General features: G+C 64.4%; 18 protein-coding genes. 5 read left to right on the forward strand and 13 right to left on the reverse strand.

All coding sequences use genetic code 11. The features are described from left to right. Positions 1-115: 115 nt before the first annotated feature. Positions 116-1,360 carry an efflux RND transporter periplasmic adaptor subunit gene (locus QM712_RS12775; protein ID WP_415023458.1) on the reverse strand — a complete coding sequence of 415 codons (1,245 nt, stop codon included), beginning with the start codon at positions 1,358-1,360 and terminating at the stop codon, positions 116-118. A gap of 203 nt (positions 1,361-1,563) precedes the next feature. Here QM712_RS12775 and QM712_RS12780 point away from each other — a divergent pair, with 203 nt between their 5' ends. Further along, positions 1,564-2,166 carry a TetR/AcrR family transcriptional regulator gene (locus QM712_RS12780; RefSeq protein ID WP_415023459.1) on the forward strand — a complete coding sequence of 201 codons (603 nt, stop codon included), beginning with the start codon at positions 1,564-1,566 and terminating at the stop codon, positions 2,164-2,166. A 60-nt stretch (positions 2,167-2,226) separates the two neighbouring features. Here QM712_RS12780 and QM712_RS12785 read toward each other — a convergent pair whose 3' ends face one another. The 5 genes from QM712_RS12785 to QM712_RS12805 all read right to left on the reverse strand — a co-directional run bounded on the left by QM712_RS12785 (position 2,227) and on the right by QM712_RS12805 (position 6,296). Next, positions 2,227-2,736: an Lrp/AsnC family transcriptional regulator gene (locus QM712_RS12785; RefSeq protein WP_415023460.1), complete on the reverse strand. Its 510-nt coding sequence runs from the start codon at positions 2,734-2,736 to the stop codon at positions 2,227-2,229. A 54-nt stretch (positions 2,737-2,790) separates the two neighbouring features. Further along, entirely contained in the window at positions 2,791-2,943 is a 153-nt protein-coding gene (locus QM712_RS12790) for a hypothetical protein (protein WP_415023461.1), read from the reverse strand. A 250-nt stretch (positions 2,944-3,193) separates the two neighbouring features. Next, positions 3,194-4,009, reverse strand: a complete 816-nt coding sequence (locus QM712_RS12795) for a MetQ/NlpA family ABC transporter substrate-binding protein (protein WP_415023462.1) — start codon at positions 4,007-4,009, stop codon at positions 3,194-3,196. Positions 4,010-4,073: 64 nt separating this feature from the next. Then, the gene (locus QM712_RS12800) at positions 4,074-5,417 is read right to left on the reverse strand and encodes an LLM class flavin-dependent oxidoreductase (RefSeq protein ID WP_415023463.1); all 1,344 of its coding nucleotides are present in this window, start codon (positions 5,415-5,417) and stop codon (positions 4,074-4,076) included. A 45-nt stretch (positions 5,418-5,462) separates the two neighbouring features. After that, the gene (locus QM712_RS12805; RefSeq protein ID WP_415023464.1) at positions 5,463-6,296 is read right to left on the reverse strand and encodes a class I SAM-dependent methyltransferase; all 834 of its coding nucleotides are present in this window, start codon (positions 6,294-6,296) and stop codon (positions 5,463-5,465) included. 380 nt (positions 6,297-6,676) lie between these two features. Here QM712_RS12805 and QM712_RS12810 point away from each other — a divergent pair, with 380 nt between their 5' ends. Continuing rightward, positions 6,677-8,116 carry an FAD-dependent oxidoreductase gene (locus tag QM712_RS12810; protein WP_415023465.1) on the forward strand — a complete coding sequence of 480 codons (1,440 nt, stop codon included), beginning with the start codon at positions 6,677-6,679 and terminating at the stop codon, positions 8,114-8,116. A gap of 72 nt (positions 8,117-8,188) precedes the next feature. Here the strand turns inward: QM712_RS12810 and epsC are convergent, their stop codons facing one another. Genes epsC through QM712_RS12840 form a run of 6 tightly spaced genes read right to left on the reverse strand, consistent with a single transcriptional unit; the run spans position 8,189 to position 13,600 of the window. Further along, entirely contained in the window at positions 8,189-9,139 is a 951-nt protein-coding gene (gene epsC / locus QM712_RS12815; protein WP_415023466.1) for a serine O-acetyltransferase EpsC, read from the reverse strand. A gap of 39 nt (positions 9,140-9,178) precedes the next feature. Continuing rightward, on the reverse strand, positions 9,179-9,751 hold the full coding sequence (locus QM712_RS12820; RefSeq protein ID WP_415023467.1) for a flavin reductase family protein: 573 nt from the start codon (positions 9,749-9,751) through the stop codon (positions 9,179-9,181). A gap of 46 nt (positions 9,752-9,797) precedes the next feature. After that, positions 9,798-11,030, reverse strand: coding sequence for an acyl-CoA dehydrogenase (locus QM712_RS12825; RefSeq protein WP_415023468.1), 1,233 nt, complete (start codon positions 11,028-11,030; stop codon positions 9,798-9,800). Positions 11,031-11,090: 60 nt separating this feature from the next. Beyond that, on the reverse strand, positions 11,091-12,101 hold the full coding sequence (locus QM712_RS12830; protein ID WP_415023469.1) for an NrtA/SsuA/CpmA family ABC transporter substrate-binding protein: 1,011 nt from the start codon (positions 12,099-12,101) through the stop codon (positions 11,091-11,093). Between the two features lie 18 nt (positions 12,102-12,119). Beyond that, positions 12,120-12,848 carry an ABC transporter ATP-binding protein gene (locus tag QM712_RS12835; RefSeq protein WP_415023470.1) on the reverse strand — a complete coding sequence of 243 codons (729 nt, stop codon included), beginning with the start codon at positions 12,846-12,848 and terminating at the stop codon, positions 12,120-12,122. After that, positions 12,845-13,600: an ABC transporter permease subunit gene (locus tag QM712_RS12840; protein ID WP_415023494.1), complete on the reverse strand. Its 756-nt coding sequence runs from the start codon at positions 13,598-13,600 to the stop codon at positions 12,845-12,847. The genes QM712_RS12835 and QM712_RS12840 overlap by 4 nt, the downstream gene beginning before the upstream one ends. A gap of 390 nt (positions 13,601-13,990) precedes the next feature. Between QM712_RS12840 and QM712_RS12845 the strand changes: the two genes are divergently transcribed. Next, positions 13,991-15,079, forward strand: a complete 1,089-nt coding sequence (locus QM712_RS12845; protein ID WP_415023471.1) for an LLM class flavin-dependent oxidoreductase — start codon at positions 13,991-13,993, stop codon at positions 15,077-15,079. Positions 15,080-15,086: 7 nt separating this feature from the next. Here QM712_RS12845 and QM712_RS12850 read toward each other — a convergent pair whose 3' ends face one another. After that, positions 15,087-15,944, reverse strand: coding sequence for a LysR family transcriptional regulator (locus tag QM712_RS12850; RefSeq protein ID WP_415023472.1), 858 nt, complete (start codon positions 15,942-15,944; stop codon positions 15,087-15,089). A 110-nt stretch (positions 15,945-16,054) separates the two neighbouring features. Here QM712_RS12850 and QM712_RS12855 point away from each other — a divergent pair, with 110 nt between their 5' ends. Together QM712_RS12855 and QM712_RS12860 are read left to right on the forward strand one after the other, a co-directional pair. Beyond that, positions 16,055-16,636, forward strand: a complete 582-nt coding sequence (locus QM712_RS12855) for a DUF4865 family protein (RefSeq protein ID WP_415023473.1) — start codon at positions 16,055-16,057, stop codon at positions 16,634-16,636. Beyond that, complete coding sequence (locus QM712_RS12860; RefSeq protein WP_415023474.1) at positions 16,633-17,448, forward strand: acetoacetate decarboxylase family protein; 816 nt, start codon at positions 16,633-16,635, stop codon at positions 17,446-17,448. Before QM712_RS12855 ends, QM712_RS12860 begins: the two co-directional genes overlap by 4 nt. The last annotated feature ends 5 nt before the right edge of the window (positions 17,449-17,453 follow it).

Raw genomic sequence — 17,453 nt, forward strand, 5'->3', positions numbered from 1 at the left:
GGCCCCGGGGTGGCTGCGAAGCCGCGGGCCCGGAGTTCACAGTGATGTCCTGAGAGTTCGAAAGCTCCGATGTGCCGGGGACGCGTGAAGCGCGCCCCTGGCACCACGGAGAACGCTAACGCTGCACGATGTCCTGGTTGCTGTGGTTGGACGCCTGCTGCGGCCCGCGGGCACCCATCTGTGCGACCTCCGTCTTGAGGAGGGCGCCCGGACGCACGCGCTGCAGGCCGTTGACGACGATGCGATCGCCGGACTTCAGGCCCGAGGTGACGATACGCAGGCCCTCGACCGAACCACCCAGCGTGATCGGCCGGTAGACGGCACGGCTGTCGTCGCCGACAGCCATGACGAACTTCTTGTCCTGGTCGGTCCCGATCGCGCGCTCGTCGATCATGACCAGGCTCTGCTGCTTCGGCTGGCCCATGCGCACGCGGGCGAACTGGCCGGGAATGAGACGCCCGTCCGCGTTCTGGAATACCGCGCGGACACGGATGGTGCCGCTCTGGCCGTTGACCTGGTTGTCGATGAGTTGGATGTGGCCCTTTGCCGAGAGACCGCCGGAAGTCGCCATTTCGACCGGAATCTGATCGAGATTGCCGCGCTTGCCGGATGCGTCGGCGATCGTGTTCAGCGCACGCAACACCACCTCTTCGTCCGCATCGAAGGAGGCGTAGATCGGGTTGACCGAGACCAGTGAGGTCAGGACGGGGGAGGCGGTGCCGGCGGCGACGAGATTGCCGACCGTGATTTCGATCTTGCCGACACGGCCGTCCACCGGCGCGCGTACCTCGGTGTAGTCGAGATTGAGCTTTGCGGTCTGCAGCGTCGCCTCGGCTGCCTTCACGTTGGCAATGGCCTCGCGATTGGCGTTGTCACGCTGATCATAGTCGCGGCGGGTGACGACGGCGTTGCCGACGAGCTGTGCGCCGCGTTCGAGTTCACTCTGGGTGAACACCACGCGCGCCTTCGCCGCCTCGAGCTGCGCATTGGCCTTGTCGACCTCGGCGGCGTAGGGCGCCGGATCGATCTTGAACAGGACGTCGCCGGCCTTCACCAGCGCGCCTTCGGTGAAGTTGGCCGACAGGATCGCGCCGGCGACGCGTGGTCGAAGCTCGACGCGGTTGATCGCTTCGAGCCGGCCGGAGAAATCGTCCCACAGCACGGTCTGTCGCGGTTCGATCATGGCGACCGTGACGGGGACGGCCTGTTCGGCGGCTGCGGCTGTCGCGGTCGCCTGGGCTGGATGAAAGTAGTGGCCGGTCGCGATCGAGCCGGCCACGGCGAGGGCGCCCACGATGGCGACGCCGCCAAGGAGACTGCGGAAACGACCGGCGCGAGAGGTATTTTGGGAGGGATGCATTTACGCGCTCCAGATATGTAATGGTCACTACACATGTGGAGCTGGATGTCGCAGTGCAAGATACTTATGTACCATTCACTAAGAAAATTGTACTTGCTTACCGCGACGAATGGAAGACGCTAGAGAAAAGAAAGCCAGAACAAATAGATAGGATCAGGCGTTAGAGTGGGATATGACGCCGGTTCAGACGGAGGATAAAGACAATGGGCATGGGACGCCCCCGGGAATTCGACGCCGAAGCGGCGCTGGATCGGGCGATGGAAGTGTTCTGGCGCCATGGCTACGAGGGCGCCACCATCGCGCAGCTCACCGAAGCCATGGGCATCAACCCGCCTAGTCTCTACGCCTGTTTCGGCAACAAGGAGGGGCTTCTGAAGGCCGCGCTCGATCGCTACACCATGTTGCGCGGGGCCTGGATCGAAGAGGTGATCGCAGCTCCGACTGCCCGCGACGTCGCCATCCGGATGCTGATGGGGATCGCCGACAAGCAGACCGATCCTGCCAATCCGCCCGGGTGCTTGCTGGTGCAAGGTGGCATCGCCTGTGGCTCGGGTTCCGAGAACGTCCCGTTTGAACTTGCTGCCCGCCGGGCCCAGAACGAGGATCAACTGCGCGAGCGTTTCGTCCGCGCCAAGGCCGAGGGCGATCTCAAGGAGACTGCCGATCCCGCCGCTCTGGCGCGCTATATCTCCGCCGTCTCCGTCGGCATGGGCGTGATGGCATCCTCCGGCGCCGATCGCGACGCGCTGCGCCAGGTGGCGAGCGTGGCGGTGCAGGCGATCGAGGCGCAATCGCTGCAGCGATAGGCGCGATCGAACTCGCTCACGTCGATCTCGGCCGCGAACGCCCCAGGACTGCGGCGGCCTCTAGTCGGCGGCGGCAGCCGGGACGGGAAGCACGGTCACCGACTTGATCTTCTCCATCGCAAAGCGCGATGTGACGTTCTTGAGCGGAACGGTACGGATCAGCCTCTTGTAGAAAACGTCGTAGCTGTGCATGTCGGCGACCACGACGCGCAGCATGTAATCGACGTCGCCGGCCATCCGGTAAAGCTCGATCACCTCCGGCATGGCGCTGACGGCCTCGGCGAAGCGCTTCAGCCACGCATCCGAATGATCGGCACTCTCGACCGACACGAACACGGACAGTCCGAGTCCGATCCTGTCCTGGTCGACGAGCGCGACGCGCTTCAGGATGACGCTGTCGGCCTCGAGCCTCTGGATGCGCTTCCAGCACGGCGTCGACGACAAGCCGACCCGCTCGCCGATTTCAGCGACCGAGAGCGAGGCGTCCTGCTGGAGCACCATCAGGATCTTCCGATCGATGGCGTCGAGGCGGCGGCTGGCTTCAGTGAACTGCAAGGCCGCGTCGGTCATGCCTGAGAACCGCGTGTCATGGGGCTTTGGGTGGTGCGGATGGATCGGAAGTCGTCAGCCATGGGGTCCAAACAGGAATATCTCGTAGAAGTCGTCGGGATCATTGTCCCGATCGCGCGAATGGGAATCGACGAAATGTCGACGTCGTTCGCGCAGATGCGCGAACAGCTCGGCCACGCGCGAATGGAGTGAGGCGAGATAGGTCATGGTCGCTCCAAAGCGCAGGAGAACGGATCGACTGAACGCTATCACGCTCACGCCGCCGCCGAACATCGCTGGATGCGAGCTGCAGTCAGTTTGGTAGAATCCTGCTGGAGGCGCCAAGCGTTCGAGAATCCCGTTTCAAGGTGTAGGGCGGCCAAAGATGATTTTGCCGCCGCTCAACCGATGTCAGCGCCGTGTTCCGGCCGTATCTCAGCCGGTTTCCCGGCAAAGCGGGCTTCCGCCTGCGTCACATTCACTTCATGTAGTCGGGCAGAGTGAACCCGTCATAGAACCGATCGGCCGCGATCGCAGCCTTGAAGGTCGGTGACTTGTAGCCGGCGACGATGTCCCGGACCCAGTCCGCATCGGCGTTGCCCTTCTTGACGGCGAGCACGTTGATGTAGGGCGTCGTCATCTTCTCGAGCGCAAACGCATTCGTCAGCTTCAGCCCGGCGAAGATGGCGAAATTGCCCTGGATGGCGGCGAAGTCCACGTCGTCGAGAGCGCGCGGCGCCTGCGCTGCTTCGAGTGGAACGATCTTGATGCCGCCCGGATTCTTGATGACGTCGAGCTCGGTAACGTCGACCGGCTTGCTGTCGCGGATCTCGATCAGGCCGAGGTCACGAAGGATCCATAACGCGCGCTGCAGGTTGACGGGGTCGTTGGGCACGGCGACGCTCGAGCCGGGCTTGATCGGCGTGCCCAGCGGATGCTTCTTCGAATAGATGCCCATCGGCGGCGTCGGAACGTGAACGACTCCCACCAGATCGGTTTGCTGGCGTTCGTTGTAGGAGTCGAGGAAGATCGTGTGCTGCATCACGTTGGCATCGATCTCGGACTTGAACACCGCATTGTTCGCTTCGAGCCCGGTCGAGAATTCCACATAGCGGATCTTGTAGCCCCTCTTCTTGAGCTCCGGCTCGACCCCGATCTTGAACTCGTCGATGTAGGGGCCTGGCACGAAGCCGACCCTGAGCTCGGGTTTCGACAGCTGTTGCGCGAAGGCGCTTCCGGCAATGACCAAGGGGAGGATGAAAAGGCTGAACAGGAGCAACCGGGCGTTCTTCATTTCGACTTCTGCCTGCTTTCTTGGATGGCGGGTCCTGCGGTGCAAGACCTCGGTGAAGGTCTGTTCAGGCGCTGGCCTTGATCGCGCTCGAATAGATGCTGGCCGGCTTCGCGAGGCCGTAATGGTCACGCAGCGTCGTGCCGGTGTAATCTTCCCGGAACAGGCCGCGCTTGCGGAGGATCGGGACGACCTGATCGGCGAACAGCTCGAGCCCGCCGGGCAGCCATGGCGGCATCACGTTGAAGCCGTCGGCCGCGCCGTTCTCGAACCAGGTCTGGATGTTGTCGGCGATCTTCTCCGGCGTCCCCGCGATGACCCAGTGACCACGGGCGCCGGCCAGGCGTTGCACCAATTGGCGAATGGTCGGCTTTTCGCGATCGACGATGTCGACCACCAGCTTGAAGCGGCTGGCGACGCCGCGCGCGCTCGCGGTATCGATCAAGTGCCGCGGCACCGGGCCATCGAGGTCGTAGCCGGTGAGATCCAGCCCGATCATCTGGCGCAATTGGGTGAGGGAATATTCGGGCTGGATCAGCTCGTTGAATTCCTCCTCGAGGCGATCCGCCTCGGCCTGCGTGCTGCCAATGAAGGGGCTGATACCGGGCAGGATCTTGATCTGATCGGGACCGCGATCGAAGGCGCGGGCCTGCCGCTTGATGTCGGCGTAGAATTCCCGGGCCGAGTCCAGGGTCTGGTGAGCGGTGAAGATCGCTTCCGCGAAGCGGGCAGCAAAGGCCCGGCCGTCGTCGGATGCGCCGGCCTGCACATAGACCGGGCGCCCCTGAGGCGTCCGCGAGATGTTCAGCGGGCCGCGGACGCGGAAGTGCTTCCCGACATGGTCGAGCGTATGGATCTTGCTGGTGTCGGCGAACAGCCCCGACGCGGGATCGTTGACGAGCGCATCGTCCTCCCAGCTATCCCAGAGCCGCGTGATCACGTCGAGATATTCGCGTGCGCGCTCGTAGCGCTCGCTGTGCGGCGGATGCTCGGGCAGGCCGAAGTTCTGGGCAGCTTGCGGTGCGCTGGTCGTCACGATGTTCCAGCCGGCGCGGCCCCGGCTCAGATGATCCAGCGACGCGAAGAGGCGGGCGAGGTTGTAGGGCTCGGTGTAGGTCGTCGAGGCCGTCGCGATCAGCCCGATGCGGCTGGTCACCGCCGCGATCGCGGCGAGCCATGTGATCGGCTCGAACCGGAAGCGCTGCGCATAGCGAACGTTGTCGGCGAGCGCCGGCCCGTCGGCGAAGAAGATCGCGTCGAACTTGCTGGCCTCGGCGCGCTGCGCCAGCTCCTGATAATAACTGATGTCGAGAATGCGGTCGGCCGAAGACCCCTTGTAGCGCCAGGCGGCCTCGTGGTGACCGCCCGGATAGATGAAGACGTTGAGGACGAGCTGTCGTGGCTGGCTCATGGTTCGAATGTCCCGGCGCGAGTTCGAGGATGAGGAGAGGAACGATCAGGAAGCGGGGGTGGTACGTGGCTCCGGCTTTCGGGCGAATGCGAAGCGCAGATATCTTTCGAGGCGAAGGCCTTCCGGAACGCGCTTGGTTTCGACCAGCGCCGCGAAGGCGCCACGGACGACGTCTCGTTCGGCCGGAGTGAATCCTTCCAGGAAGTTGCCGAACGCGCTGGCTTCGGACCAGCCGAACACCGAATTGACGTCGTCATGAAGATCGACAAGCGACCGCAGGTCGCTGCGGTAGTCGACGAATCCGGCGCCCGCGAACAGGGCCTTGAGCTCGTCGTCCGTCACGCCGAGCACGCGATGCGCTTCGCCGCTTCGAGGACCGAAGCCGGATTGTTCGATCGCCTGCCGGAACAGGATACGTGACTCGTGCGGTCTCGACGGATCCTGGACATTCAGCCCGAGCCGTCCGCCTGGTTTCAGCACGCGAAGAATTTCGCCGAGCGCACGCTGCTTCTCGGCGATCCAGTGGAAGACGCTGTTGAGGTAGACGACGTCGAATTCGGCATCGTCGAAGCGCGATAGGTCCTCGGCGCGACCGACGCCGAAGGTCAGCGTCTCGGACTCGCGCAGGCGCGCGATCGCGATGCGGTTGTCGAGTGGGTCGATGCCGATCACGCGACCGTGCGGACCGACGAGGTTCGCAGCGAATTCCGTCAAGCGGCCTGTGCCTGCGCCGATATCCAGAACCCGATCTCCGGATTTCAACGAAAGCGGGCCGATGAGAAACTTGCCATGGTGAAACTGCAAAATGCCGGCCTGCTCATAGGTGCGAGCAAGCTCGGGAGTGTCCCGTTCGAGGCTGATAACGCCGTGCGCCGACATCCTATTTTTCCAGATCTCCGACATGCCGTCTCAGCGCGGCACGAGCGAGAGGGACTCTATGTCGACGGTCGCGCGAATGTCGATGAAATGAATTTGCGTTGTTCGTTTCGATGCGAGCATGAAACTAACGAGCAAGCCGCCGAACGTAGGCGGCAGTGCGGCGCGCATGTTGTTGCGACGTCCGATTGCATTGCGCTGATATCTTTGCGGTACGTCAGACCGGTGAAATGCGTCGAACTGAATCTTTCGACGCGCCGCTTGATCGCGACGATTTAATTGCCCGCGCGAGCAAACAACGCTGATTTCATTTCATTGACTGGGCGCCGTTCGCTTCTACGATTTGATCGCATCTGATGCCGCTTTCAAGCCGGGTGCAAAACATGGTTCAAGCCGATATCGACAAGACCTCTCGCGAGACCCTGCGCCTGATCGGACCCGATCCGCAGAACTGGGTGCCGGACCGTGCCGGGGTCGACCACAACGTCGCGATCATCGGAGGCGGGCAGTCGGGCAGCACGTTCGCATTCGCGCTTCGTCGCGCCGGCATCGGCAAGGTCACGGTGATCGATGCGGCCAAGGATGCCGCAGCGTCCGGCCCGTGGCTGACCAGTGCGCGCATGCACAAGCTCCGCACGCCGAAGGGCTTGCCCGGACCGGAATTGGGCCTGCCTGGACTGAGTTTCCAGGCCTGGTACGAGGGACGCCACGGCGCGTCGGCCTATGAGGCTCTCGATCGCATTCCGCGACTGGACTGGGCTGCGTATCTCGACTGGTACCGCAAGACGCTCGGGATCGACGTGCGCTATCAGACCAAGCTCCTGCGCATCGAACCCGTGGATGGTCATCTCCGCCTGCACCTGGACCGCGCCGGCGTGGTCACGACCGAGACGGCACGCAAGGTGATCCTGGCCAGCGGCTTTCCCAGCAATGGCGGCCCGTCCATTCCCGAGGTCCTCACGCGCAACCTGCCGAAGGAGGTTTATGCGCATACGCTCGAGGCGATCGACTTCGAGGGCCTGCGCGACAAGGCGGTCGCCGTGCTGGGAAGCGCAGCCTCCGCTTTCGATGCGGCGGCCGTCGCCCTGGAGGCGGGGGCAAGGGAGGTCCATCTCTTTGCACGCCGCGACAGGATCGCCGCCGAGCCCGTGATCAGGACGCGCGGCTATCCCGGCGCCTACGACAATTACGGATCGCTGCCCGATGCCGTGCGCTGGCATCAGGCTGTTCGTTTCCGCCGCGCCGGGTCGACGCCTCCGCCCGATGCCATTTCACGGGTCGTGAAGTTTTCCAATTTCCATCTCCACCTCGCCGCGCCCTGGGCCTCGGCAAAGCCGTTCGGCCGCCGGCTGCTCGCCACGACGCCGCAGGGCGACATCGCCTTCGACTTCGTGATCGCCGGAACGGGCTTCCAGGTCGATCTTGGCCTGCGTCCTGAGCTTGCCGACTTCGCTGACCGAATCTTGCTCTGGCGTGATCGCTTTACGCCGGCGGCGGACGAGCGGGACGAGAGCCTGGCTGCGCACCCCTATCTCGGCGCCGCGCATGAATTCCTGGAAAAGACATCCGGCACGGCGCCGTATCTTGCCGACATCCACGTGTTCAATCCGGCGGCGTTCGTCAGCTTCGGCCTGCCGATCGGGGATGTCCCGAGTTTCAAGCGCGACATTCCCGCGGTCGTTGCACGCATCAGCCGCGATCTGTTCCTGGCCGATCTTTCCGCGCATGAAGCCCGCATCAACGGGCCGGTCGCGGACGATTTCGATCCGGCGCTGTATTCGGCGGCGATCTGGCGTGCGCCGAGCACGGTGGCGGCCGAATAGCACCGGATGGCAACGGTGGCGGCGAAGCGATGGAGCGCCGCCTGACGTGCCGGAAAGGTGCCGGCCCGCGGCCTAGCCCTGCTTGTTGCGCGCCGTTGCCTGCGTCACGATACTGTTCGGCGGCACATCCTTGGTCACCCAGACGTTGCCGCCGATCGTGGATCCCCGGCCGATCGTGATCCTGCCGAGGATGGTGGCTCCGGCATAGATGACGACATCGTCTTCCACGATCGGGTGCCGCATGTCGCCCTTGACCAGGTGGCCGTCGTCGTCGGTCGGAAAGTGCCGCGCTCCGAGCGTGACCGCCTGGTAGATGCGGACATTGTCGCCGATGATGGCGGTCTCCCCGATGACCACGCCGGTCCCGTGATCGATGAAGAAGCCCGAGCCGATGGTCGCTCCGGGATGGATGTCGATGCCGGTCCTGGTATGGGCGATCTCGGCGATCAGCCGTGCGATGAGGCGCGCATCGCGCCGATAGAGCAGGTGGGCAAGGCGATGGTGGATGATCGCGGTCATCCCGGGGTATCCGATCAGGATCTCGGGAAAGTTCCTGGCCGCGGGGTCGCCGACGAAGGCGGCCCTGAGATCGTTGATGAGCAGCCCGCGAACCGTCGGGAGCTGCGAGGCAAAATTCCGTGTCAGCGCGATCGCGCTCTCGCGACGAAAACCTGGAATCAGATCGTCGCCGACGAACAGGGCGCCGCGATGGATCTGCTCGCACAGACTGTCGAGGGCGAAGCTGAGGCGATTGCCGACGAAATAGTCGATGTTCTCGCCGTCGAGGTCGAACTGGCCGTAGTGCCGCGGAAACAGCGCCTCGGTCAGTCCATCCAGGATCGCCTGGAGTGCGTCGCGGGAAGGCGCCCGCCGGGCTTCTCCGTCACGCCGGATGCTGTGGGTCTCTTCGCGGGACGCCCTGAGCTCTGCGACGATCCGGTCGAGCTGCCAGCGCTTCGACGCGGAGCCGGCCTGGTCGTCCGCCGTATTATCCGACGGCTCCGGAAGATCGTCCCGCCTCATGCTGCCTCAAACCACCGGTCCTGATGACGAGATATGTTGTCACCGAACGTGCGCCAGGGGAATACTGATTTCCGCCAGCAGATCCAGGTCGACATCGTGGTTGATCTCGATGTACTGGCCGTTCCAGTACACCAGGCCGGACAATTGCGGGGAGAGCTCGAAGCTCGAGAGGCTGCCGACGATGATCCCGTGCGAATGCCGTTCGATGATCTCCTCGACCTGGCACTCCACGGTGGCGAGCGAATTCCGCAGCAGCGGGACGCCGGATGAACCCGCAGACCAGGGAATTCCCTCGAAGCGCTGCGCGCCCTTCAGCCGGCCGTTGCTGAATTGGCCCGCCACATCCTGCTGGTCGGACCCGAGAATGTTGACACCGAAGGCACGGTACCGCTCGATCAGCGCAAAGGACGAAGCCTGCCGGTTGACGCTGACGAGGAGCCGCGGAGGGCTGGCGCTGAGCGACGTCAGGGACGTCACCGTCATTCCCGAGATCTCGCCGCCGCGGCCCGCCGTGATGATGCTGACGCCACCGGCCAGGCGGCGCATCAAGCCGCGAAACTGGCGTTCGATCTCGTTGCTTCCCTCGACGAGATGAATGTCCGACCGTCCCATCTGTGTCTCTCCTTGTGCCGGCCTCGTCGAGCGCCCGTTGCCGGGCCTAGAAGAAGCCCTTGGCGGGCAGCGGTGTGCCGTTGACCTCAAACTCCCCAATCGAACGCGCCTTGTAGGTCGTCGGATTGTGCGAGGAGAGCGTTCGCGCGTTGCGCCAGTGCCGGTCGAAATTGGTCACCTTCTTGGTCGCGGAGGCGCCGCCGACGTCGAACAGCAGGCTGCCGCCGCGGATGGCGAACTCGTCGGCGATGATTTTCGCCTTCGCCGACAGGAGAGCCGCGGTGTGTGCGGCCTCCGCGGCGTTCGGAGCGCCCGTGTCGAAGGCATTGGTCGCGACATCGAGCGCGTCGGCCGCAGCCAGCACAACGGTCTCGGCCGCGAACGCGCCGCTGGCGAGCTGGCCGATGGTCTGCTGAAGCAGCGGGTCTTCGGTCGGGACCTCGGTCGGCGCGTAATAGAAGGTCCGCTTGCGAGAGCGCACCAGCGCGCTGGCATCGTGCAAGGTCGCGCGCGCGATGCCGGCGACGATCGCGGTCAGGAAGAGCTGAGCGAATGTGTTGGAGTAGGGCACGCCGTAACCAACGTCGGGCGAGTCGAACACCACTTCCTGCCGCTTCACCTTCACGTTGCGGAAATGCGTCGTGCCGGTGGCCGTGAGGCGCTGTCCAAGGCCGTCCCAATCGTCGACGAGTTCGATGCCTTCGCGCTTGACCGGAACGATCGTTGCACCGCTCGCGCCCGACGGGTCGGCCGCGCGCACCAGCACGTAGTCCGAATAGAGCGTGCCGGTGCTGTAATATTTCGTGCCGTTCAGCAGGTAATCGCCGTCGGCGTCGGGCGTGAACGTCGTACCCGGCGTGATGTTGCCGACGCGGGGGCTCTCGAGCTCGGTGGTCGCAAGGCCGATGATCGCCCCTTCGGCGACCGCCTTCTGCCATTGCCGGCTCTGGTCGTCCCGGGGCGTGCGGACCAGCCGTTCGACTACGCTGAAATGATTGCGCAGGATGTGCGCGACGTTCGCATCGGCCTCGCCCAGGCGGATGACGAAGCCGAAGAGGTCACGGATCGAGCTTCCGGCGCCGCCGGCTGCCAAGGGAAGCCGCAAGGCGCCGAGGCGCGCACGGCGGATCAGGTCGATGGCGTCATGGGGAAGGATGCGTTCGCGCTCCCGCTCGCTCGCACCTTCGGCGATCGTTGCCAGCAAGGCGTCGATCTCGGACGATTGCGGCGTGAGCGGATGCGAGGCTTGCAGTGAGACGGCGGATACGGGCTTGTTCATGGGTCCAACTCGGAGATGGCTTGAATTGATTTTGGATGTGCTGGATGGGTCGCGCGGCGATCATTCCCGCAGCTGCGCAAGATGGTCGGTCACCTTCACCGGCTCGGGCAGAACCTTGCGGGCGACGAGCCAGTCGGCTGCCTTTTGCAGGTCGGAGATGAACTGCTTGTCGTCGACCGCGAAATAGCGATACTGCCGGTTCATCGCGATGAACTGGTCGCGAACCGCGTCGCTGTATTTTCCGGCCTTTTGCGCGATGTACTCGGCGTCCTTGCTGTTGTCCGAGATCCATTTGCCTTCGGCGCGGAACGCGTCGTTGACGGCGCGGACGAGTGCCGGATTGTCGGTCGCGAATTTTCGGGTCGTCAGGTAGGACGTGTAGTCGATCTGGAAGTCGAGATCGCGGCCTTCCAGGAAGATGTCGTGCGCCTTGTATTCGAGGCGGGCGATGTCGACGCCCGGGCTCCACATCGACCAGGCATCAACCTTGCCCGAGGCAAGAGCGGGCGCGGCGTCCGGCGGATTCAGATAGACGAATTTTACTGCGGAGCGATCGACCTTGTGCTTCTCGAGCGCGGCAACCAGCAGGAACTCGCCAAGTCCGGAGCGATTGACCGCGACCGACTTGCCGACGAGGTCCTCGATCTTGTCGATACCGGAGCCATCCCTGGCGATGATCGCCGTGGTACGGGGCTCGTAGACGACGAACTGGGTGAATACCAGCGGCGAGCCGGCAATGATCGCGGCCAGTGCCGGCGTGGTGCTGCCGCCGAAGCTGAAATCGGCGCTGCCGCCGGTGACGGCCTGCAGGGTGGGCGCATGGTTCGGGAACGGACCGAGCCATTCGACCTTGATGCCGTCCCTGGCCAGCACTTTTTCGAACTCGCCGCGCTCCTTCGCGATCAGGTTGAGGCCGCTCAAGCCCCAGGTCAGGCGAACGGTATCGGTGGCACGCCCGGTGGCGGCCTCCGCCAGGCCGCCGATATTCATGCCCGCGAGCGCGCCAACTCCGAAGGCCGCTGAGCTGATGAAGCTGCGACGGGATGGTTTGGACGATGAAAAGTCAGACATGCGGTCCTTCCGGATAACCTAGTGGGAAGAGTGAGTGGCGACTACGCCGAGCTCAGCGAGGAGATCGACGCGGGAGATGGAAGAATCGATCTCGGGCGAAGTCCGGTGCTCGAAGGCGATGCGGCCGTTCCGCATCACGAGGATGCGGTCGGCGAGCGCGATCGCCTCGTCGACGTCGTGGGTGACGAGGAGGACGCCGGGCCGGTGACTTGCGACGAGCTCGCGGACCAACTCATGCATGCGGATGCGGGTGAGGGCATCGAGTGCCGCGAAGGGCTCGTCGAGCAGGAGCAGTTCGGGCTGCTGCACCAGCGCCCGGGCGAGCGCGACGCGCTGAGCCTGTCCGCCGGAAAGGTTCCGCGGCCAGTCGTCGAGACGATCGCCGAGACCGACCTCGGTCAGCGCGTCGGCAGCGCGCTCGCGCGCATCCGCGGCCTGCAGGCCGAGCGAGACGTTACGCCAGAGATTGTCCCATGGCAGCAGCCGGTGCTCCTGGAATACGACCGCCGGCCGGCGCGGGGCCGCGATGCGTCCACCTTGGATCGGATCGAGGCCGGCGAGGGCCCGCAACAGCGTGGTCTTCCCGCAGCCGCTTTCTCCCAGCAGAGCAACGAACTCGCCGCGCTCGATACGCAGATTCAGCTTCTCGATGACGACCCGCGCTCCGTAGGCGCGCGTCAGATTGCTCACGACGACGGCTGGTCCGGAATGCAGTGATGGCGCGGGCGTTGCGATATGCAGGTTCATCGCATCGCTCCATAGTTCGGGTGCCATGCGAGCAGGCGGCGTTCGAGGATGCGCGCGATGGCATCGGCGGCAACGCCGATCAGCGCGTAGATCACGATCGTCAGAATGATGACGTCGGTGCGCAGGAACTCGCGTGCGTCCATCGCGAGAAAGCCGATGCCGGACTGGGCTCCGATGGTTTCGGCGACGACGAGCGCAAGCCATGCGGTGGCGAGCGCGTAGCGGATACCGGTCAGGATCGACGGCAACGCACCGGGAAGGATGATCCGGCGGATCAGTTGTAGGGTGCCGAGGCCCTGAACGCGACCGAGTTCGAGCAGTTTCGGATCGACCTGCCGGATGCCGAGGACGGTGTTGATATAGATGGGAAAGGTGACGCCGAGCGCGACCAGGAAGATCTTTTCGGCCTCGCCGACGCCGAGCCAGACGATGACCAGCGGCAGCGCCGCGAGGAACGGGATGGCCCTGACCATCTGCACGCTGCGGTCGATCGCGGCCTCCGCGACGCGGGAGAAGCCGACGAGGATACCGAGCCCGGCGCCCACGGCGAAACCGATGGTGAAGCCCGCAGCGGCGCGCAGGAGGCTGACGCCGAGATCATTCAATAGGCTGCCATTGACCGCGAGCTTGAACGCGGTTCTGACGACCTTGCTCGGCGCGGGCAGCACTTGCGGCGACAACCATCCTGCCTGCGCCAGAACCTCCCATACGATGACGAGCAGGACCGGCGCGAGCCATGAGAGGACCTGCAGTCCGCGCCCGCTGAGTGCGTTTGTCCTTGCCGTGGGTGAGCTGCTGCCGCGCGACTGGTCATCGGCCTCGGCGGCGATCGTTGCCTGGTCGACGTCGCTCAATTCGATATGGGTCAAGACGAGAGTCCTCGGTTCAACGAACCTCGCTTCCGATGCAGGAGGTGCGTCGGCAAATGACTTGCCGTCTCGACAAAATGTCCCACGAATTCGCGCCGACAGAAATAGAGCGGTTTTTCAATTGTCGTTCGTTGCGGAGTGTTCTGATGTCGTTACAGCGCGGCGCGCGACAAAGAATATCTTTTGATGTTCGGCGTGCTTGATCGCGCGTCATTCATTGGCAACAAGAGGCTTCGGCCTCCGTCACGGGACCGGAATGGATGGGAGAGCACGATGACGACGACGCCTCTTCGCTTCGGCATCTGGGCGCTGGTGCATGGTCCGCGTGCCGCACATCAGGATCCCGAGGAACCGTATGACGCGTCATGGGAACGCAACAGGGATCTGGTGCTTGCCGCCGAAGAACTCGGTTACGATTCCACCCTGATCGCGCAGCATACGATCAATCCGCATCAGGAAGATCTCGACCAGCTCGAAGCCTGGAGTGCCGCGGCTGCGATCGCCGCGCTGACCAAGCGGATCGAGATCATCGCGGCGATCAAGCCTTATCTCTATCATCCCGTGGTCCTGGCCAAGCTCGCGCTCGGCATCGAGAACATCAGCCGTGGCCGCTTTGCGATCAACCTCGTCAATGCCTGGAATCGTCCCGAGCTGGAGAAGGCGGGAATCGGCTTCCCGGAGCATGACGCCCGCTATGCTTACGGCCGGGAGTGGATATCGGTCGTCTCGCGTCTCATGGAGGGCGAACGTCTCACCTATGCAGGTGAGCATTTCAACGTCACCGACTATGCGTTGCGGCCGACCAGTGCGTATCGCAGCCGTCCGATGATCTATGTCGGCGGAGAGTCGCAGCCGGCCCGCGAACTGGTCGCGGGCCATGGCGACGTCTGGTTCATCAATGGCCAGCCGTTGGAGGATGTCGCCGGCTTGATCGCCGATGTTGCCGCGCGCCCGCGCGGCGCGGTCCCGCCGCTGCGTTTTGGCCTGTCCGCCTTCGTGATCGCGCGAGAGACGACGGAGCAGGCGCAGGCGGCCTATGAAAGGCTGCTGAGCCTTGCGGCCAAGGACGCGCCGATGAAGGCGATCCAGAAGCTGAACACCGATCCGAAGGTGGTGATGATGCAGATCATGCAGAAGACGGCGCGCGTCGGCAGCAATGGCGGCACCGCGGCGGGCCTGGTCGGCAGCTATGACGAGGTCGCCGAGCGGATCAAGGCGTTCCACGCCGCCGGTATCGAGCTCTTCATGCTCCAGTTCCAGCCGTTTGAAGCTGAGATGCGGCGCTTTGCACTTGAGGTGATCCCGCGCGTGCGGGGAGATGCATCCAGGCGGCGGCCAGGCGTTGCCGCGAGCGGGCTCTGATGCCAGGTTAGAATTTGACCGCCGTCGCGCGAATGGCGGCAACAAGCGCCTTCAAGGAATTCTTCGTCTGCCGGTCTCTGAGACGTGCGTGCAACACCACGTCGCGGGAAGGAAGAGGCGGCAAGCCCAGTTGCGCGCCGGCATCGATGGTTCCGGCCGGGGCGACGCGCCGCCCCAGCGCTGCGACGGCAAGGCCGGCCGAGATGGCGGCACCGATCGTGGCGACACCGCCGCCGATGAAGACTTCGGTCCAGGCGATGCCGGCCTTGTTGAGCGCATCCACCGCCATGCTGCGCACGCTGCAGGGGTCAGCCTGCGTGGCGAGGCGCAGCGGCTCTCCGCTGTGTTGCTCGAAATCCGGCGCGGCCATCCATCCGAACGACTCCGTCAGGACGACCTCGCCACCGCGGCGCCGGCTGTCGTGGCGCAGCACGATCGCGGCGTCGGTGGCGCCGCGGTCGAATTCGTCCAGCACATGGCCGGATGTGGACACCCGGATTTCGAGCACGAGCCGCGGCTCGGCACCCTTCATCCGCCGCAGCAGGATCGGTAGCTCCGCACCCACGATGTGGTGGCTGATGCCGACGACGAGCCGCCGCCGCTCGAGCCCAAAGCAATCGACCGCGCCATGATGGGCCGCCAGCAACGTCCGGGCCGGCTCGAGAAACGTGCTGCCATCGGCCGACAGGCGCACGAGCCGGGGCGTACGGTCCAGCAGCCGGCGACCGAGTTCGTCCTCCAGGCGCTTGATCTTCAGGCTGACGGCCGACTGCGTCGTGCTCATCACTTCGGCCGCGCGAGTGAAACTCTTCAGGTCTGCGGTCAGCACGAAGGCCTGCACCGCCTCGATGTCCAGCGTTTTCATGGTCAATCATTGAAAATGGCAATCATTGAAACATGATTACATGCCGTTTTTAAATGATCAACTGCTCGCTATCTTTGCAGCATCAGAGTCCGCGAAGGAGAAATGCCAAGATGACCATCGCTCATTACATCCACCGGCTCCCGGCCGACTACGATATCGGGATCATCCGCGACCGCGCGAAGGTGCGTGGCGCGTTGTGGGACGTAACGCCGGAACTATATTTCAAGGGGTTCCTGCTACGCGAGCGGGGCCGGTTCGGCGCCATCGCCAGCAGCTATTCCTCGCTCTATCTCTGGCGGAAGGACGAGGCTTTCCGCGATTTCCTGATGGACGGCCGCTACAAGACGGTGACGGACAGCTTCGGGCGGGCGGAGATCCAGACGCGCTTCGCTCTCGATGCGCGAAGGGGCCGGGCGGGCATTGCCCGTTTCGTCTACGTTGACGAGCAGCAGATTCCGATCGATGCCGATCTCACGTCCGCCATCGCCGCCGAGATCGAACGCAACCGGCAGATCGCGGAGCGGCCGGGAACGGTGGCTGCCGTCGTCGGGATCGATCCGCGGGCCTGGAGCCTCACGCGTATCCAGCTCTCCGAACAGGAGCCGACCGGAGACGGGCCGGCGGTCGCCTACGAGGTCCTGCACCTCGCACGGCCGCTTCTGGACTCGCTGCCTTCAGCGAGTTCGCGATGAGTTACCGGTTCGAGGCCCGACGCATCTATCGGATGCCGACCCATTTCGGGCCGGCTCCGGGGCCGCGTCAACTGCCGCCCGGCATCGTCGCGGACAGGGCGAACAGTCCTCGCCGGCTTTCGGTTGCGGCAAGCTTCCTGACCGACGCGGCGCTGCTCGAACGCCATTTGCCCGACGGGTTTGCGCTGGTCGGCGATCCCGTGGTCACCGTCGAATTCCACTACATGACCGGGATCGATTGGCTTGCCGGCCGGGGCTACACCATGGTCCATGTCGGTTGGCCGGCGCGTTTCGACGGCACGCGGGACCACGCGGCGGGACGGTTCCTCGCCGTGGTCTGGGAGAACCTTGCCGATCCCATCATCACGGGACGGGACGAGATCGGTCATCCGAAGCTCTATGCGGAGGTGGATGCGCCACGGCAGTGGGACGGGACGCAGATCTGCTCGGCCGGCTGGATGGGCTTTCGATTCCTCGATCTCTCCGTGGCAGACCTGCGGGCTGCCGAGCGGCCGGTGGCTCCGTCCGATGGCACGTTGATGCTGAAATATGTCCCGGGCACTGGGGACTGGGGTCGGCATGCGCTGAGCCAGGTCACTTTGACGCCTGCGGCCGACCCCGACATGACGATTGAATCGCGACAGGTCGGGCGGGGCGAGGTGCGTTTCCGCCGCGCGGCATGGACGGACCTTCCCACGATGTATCATGTCGTCGACGCGCTGGCCGAACTGCCGGTCATCGAAGCACGCGGCGGATCGGTGCAGCATTCGCGCGGCGGCAAGCCCTATCTCGACCAGAAGGTGCTGGTGTAGCGCGT

The organism is Bradyrhizobium sp., from assembly GCF_047605465.1.
In the GTDB taxonomy this organism is placed as follows: domain Bacteria; phylum Pseudomonadota; class Alphaproteobacteria; order Rhizobiales; family Xanthobacteraceae; genus Bradyrhizobium.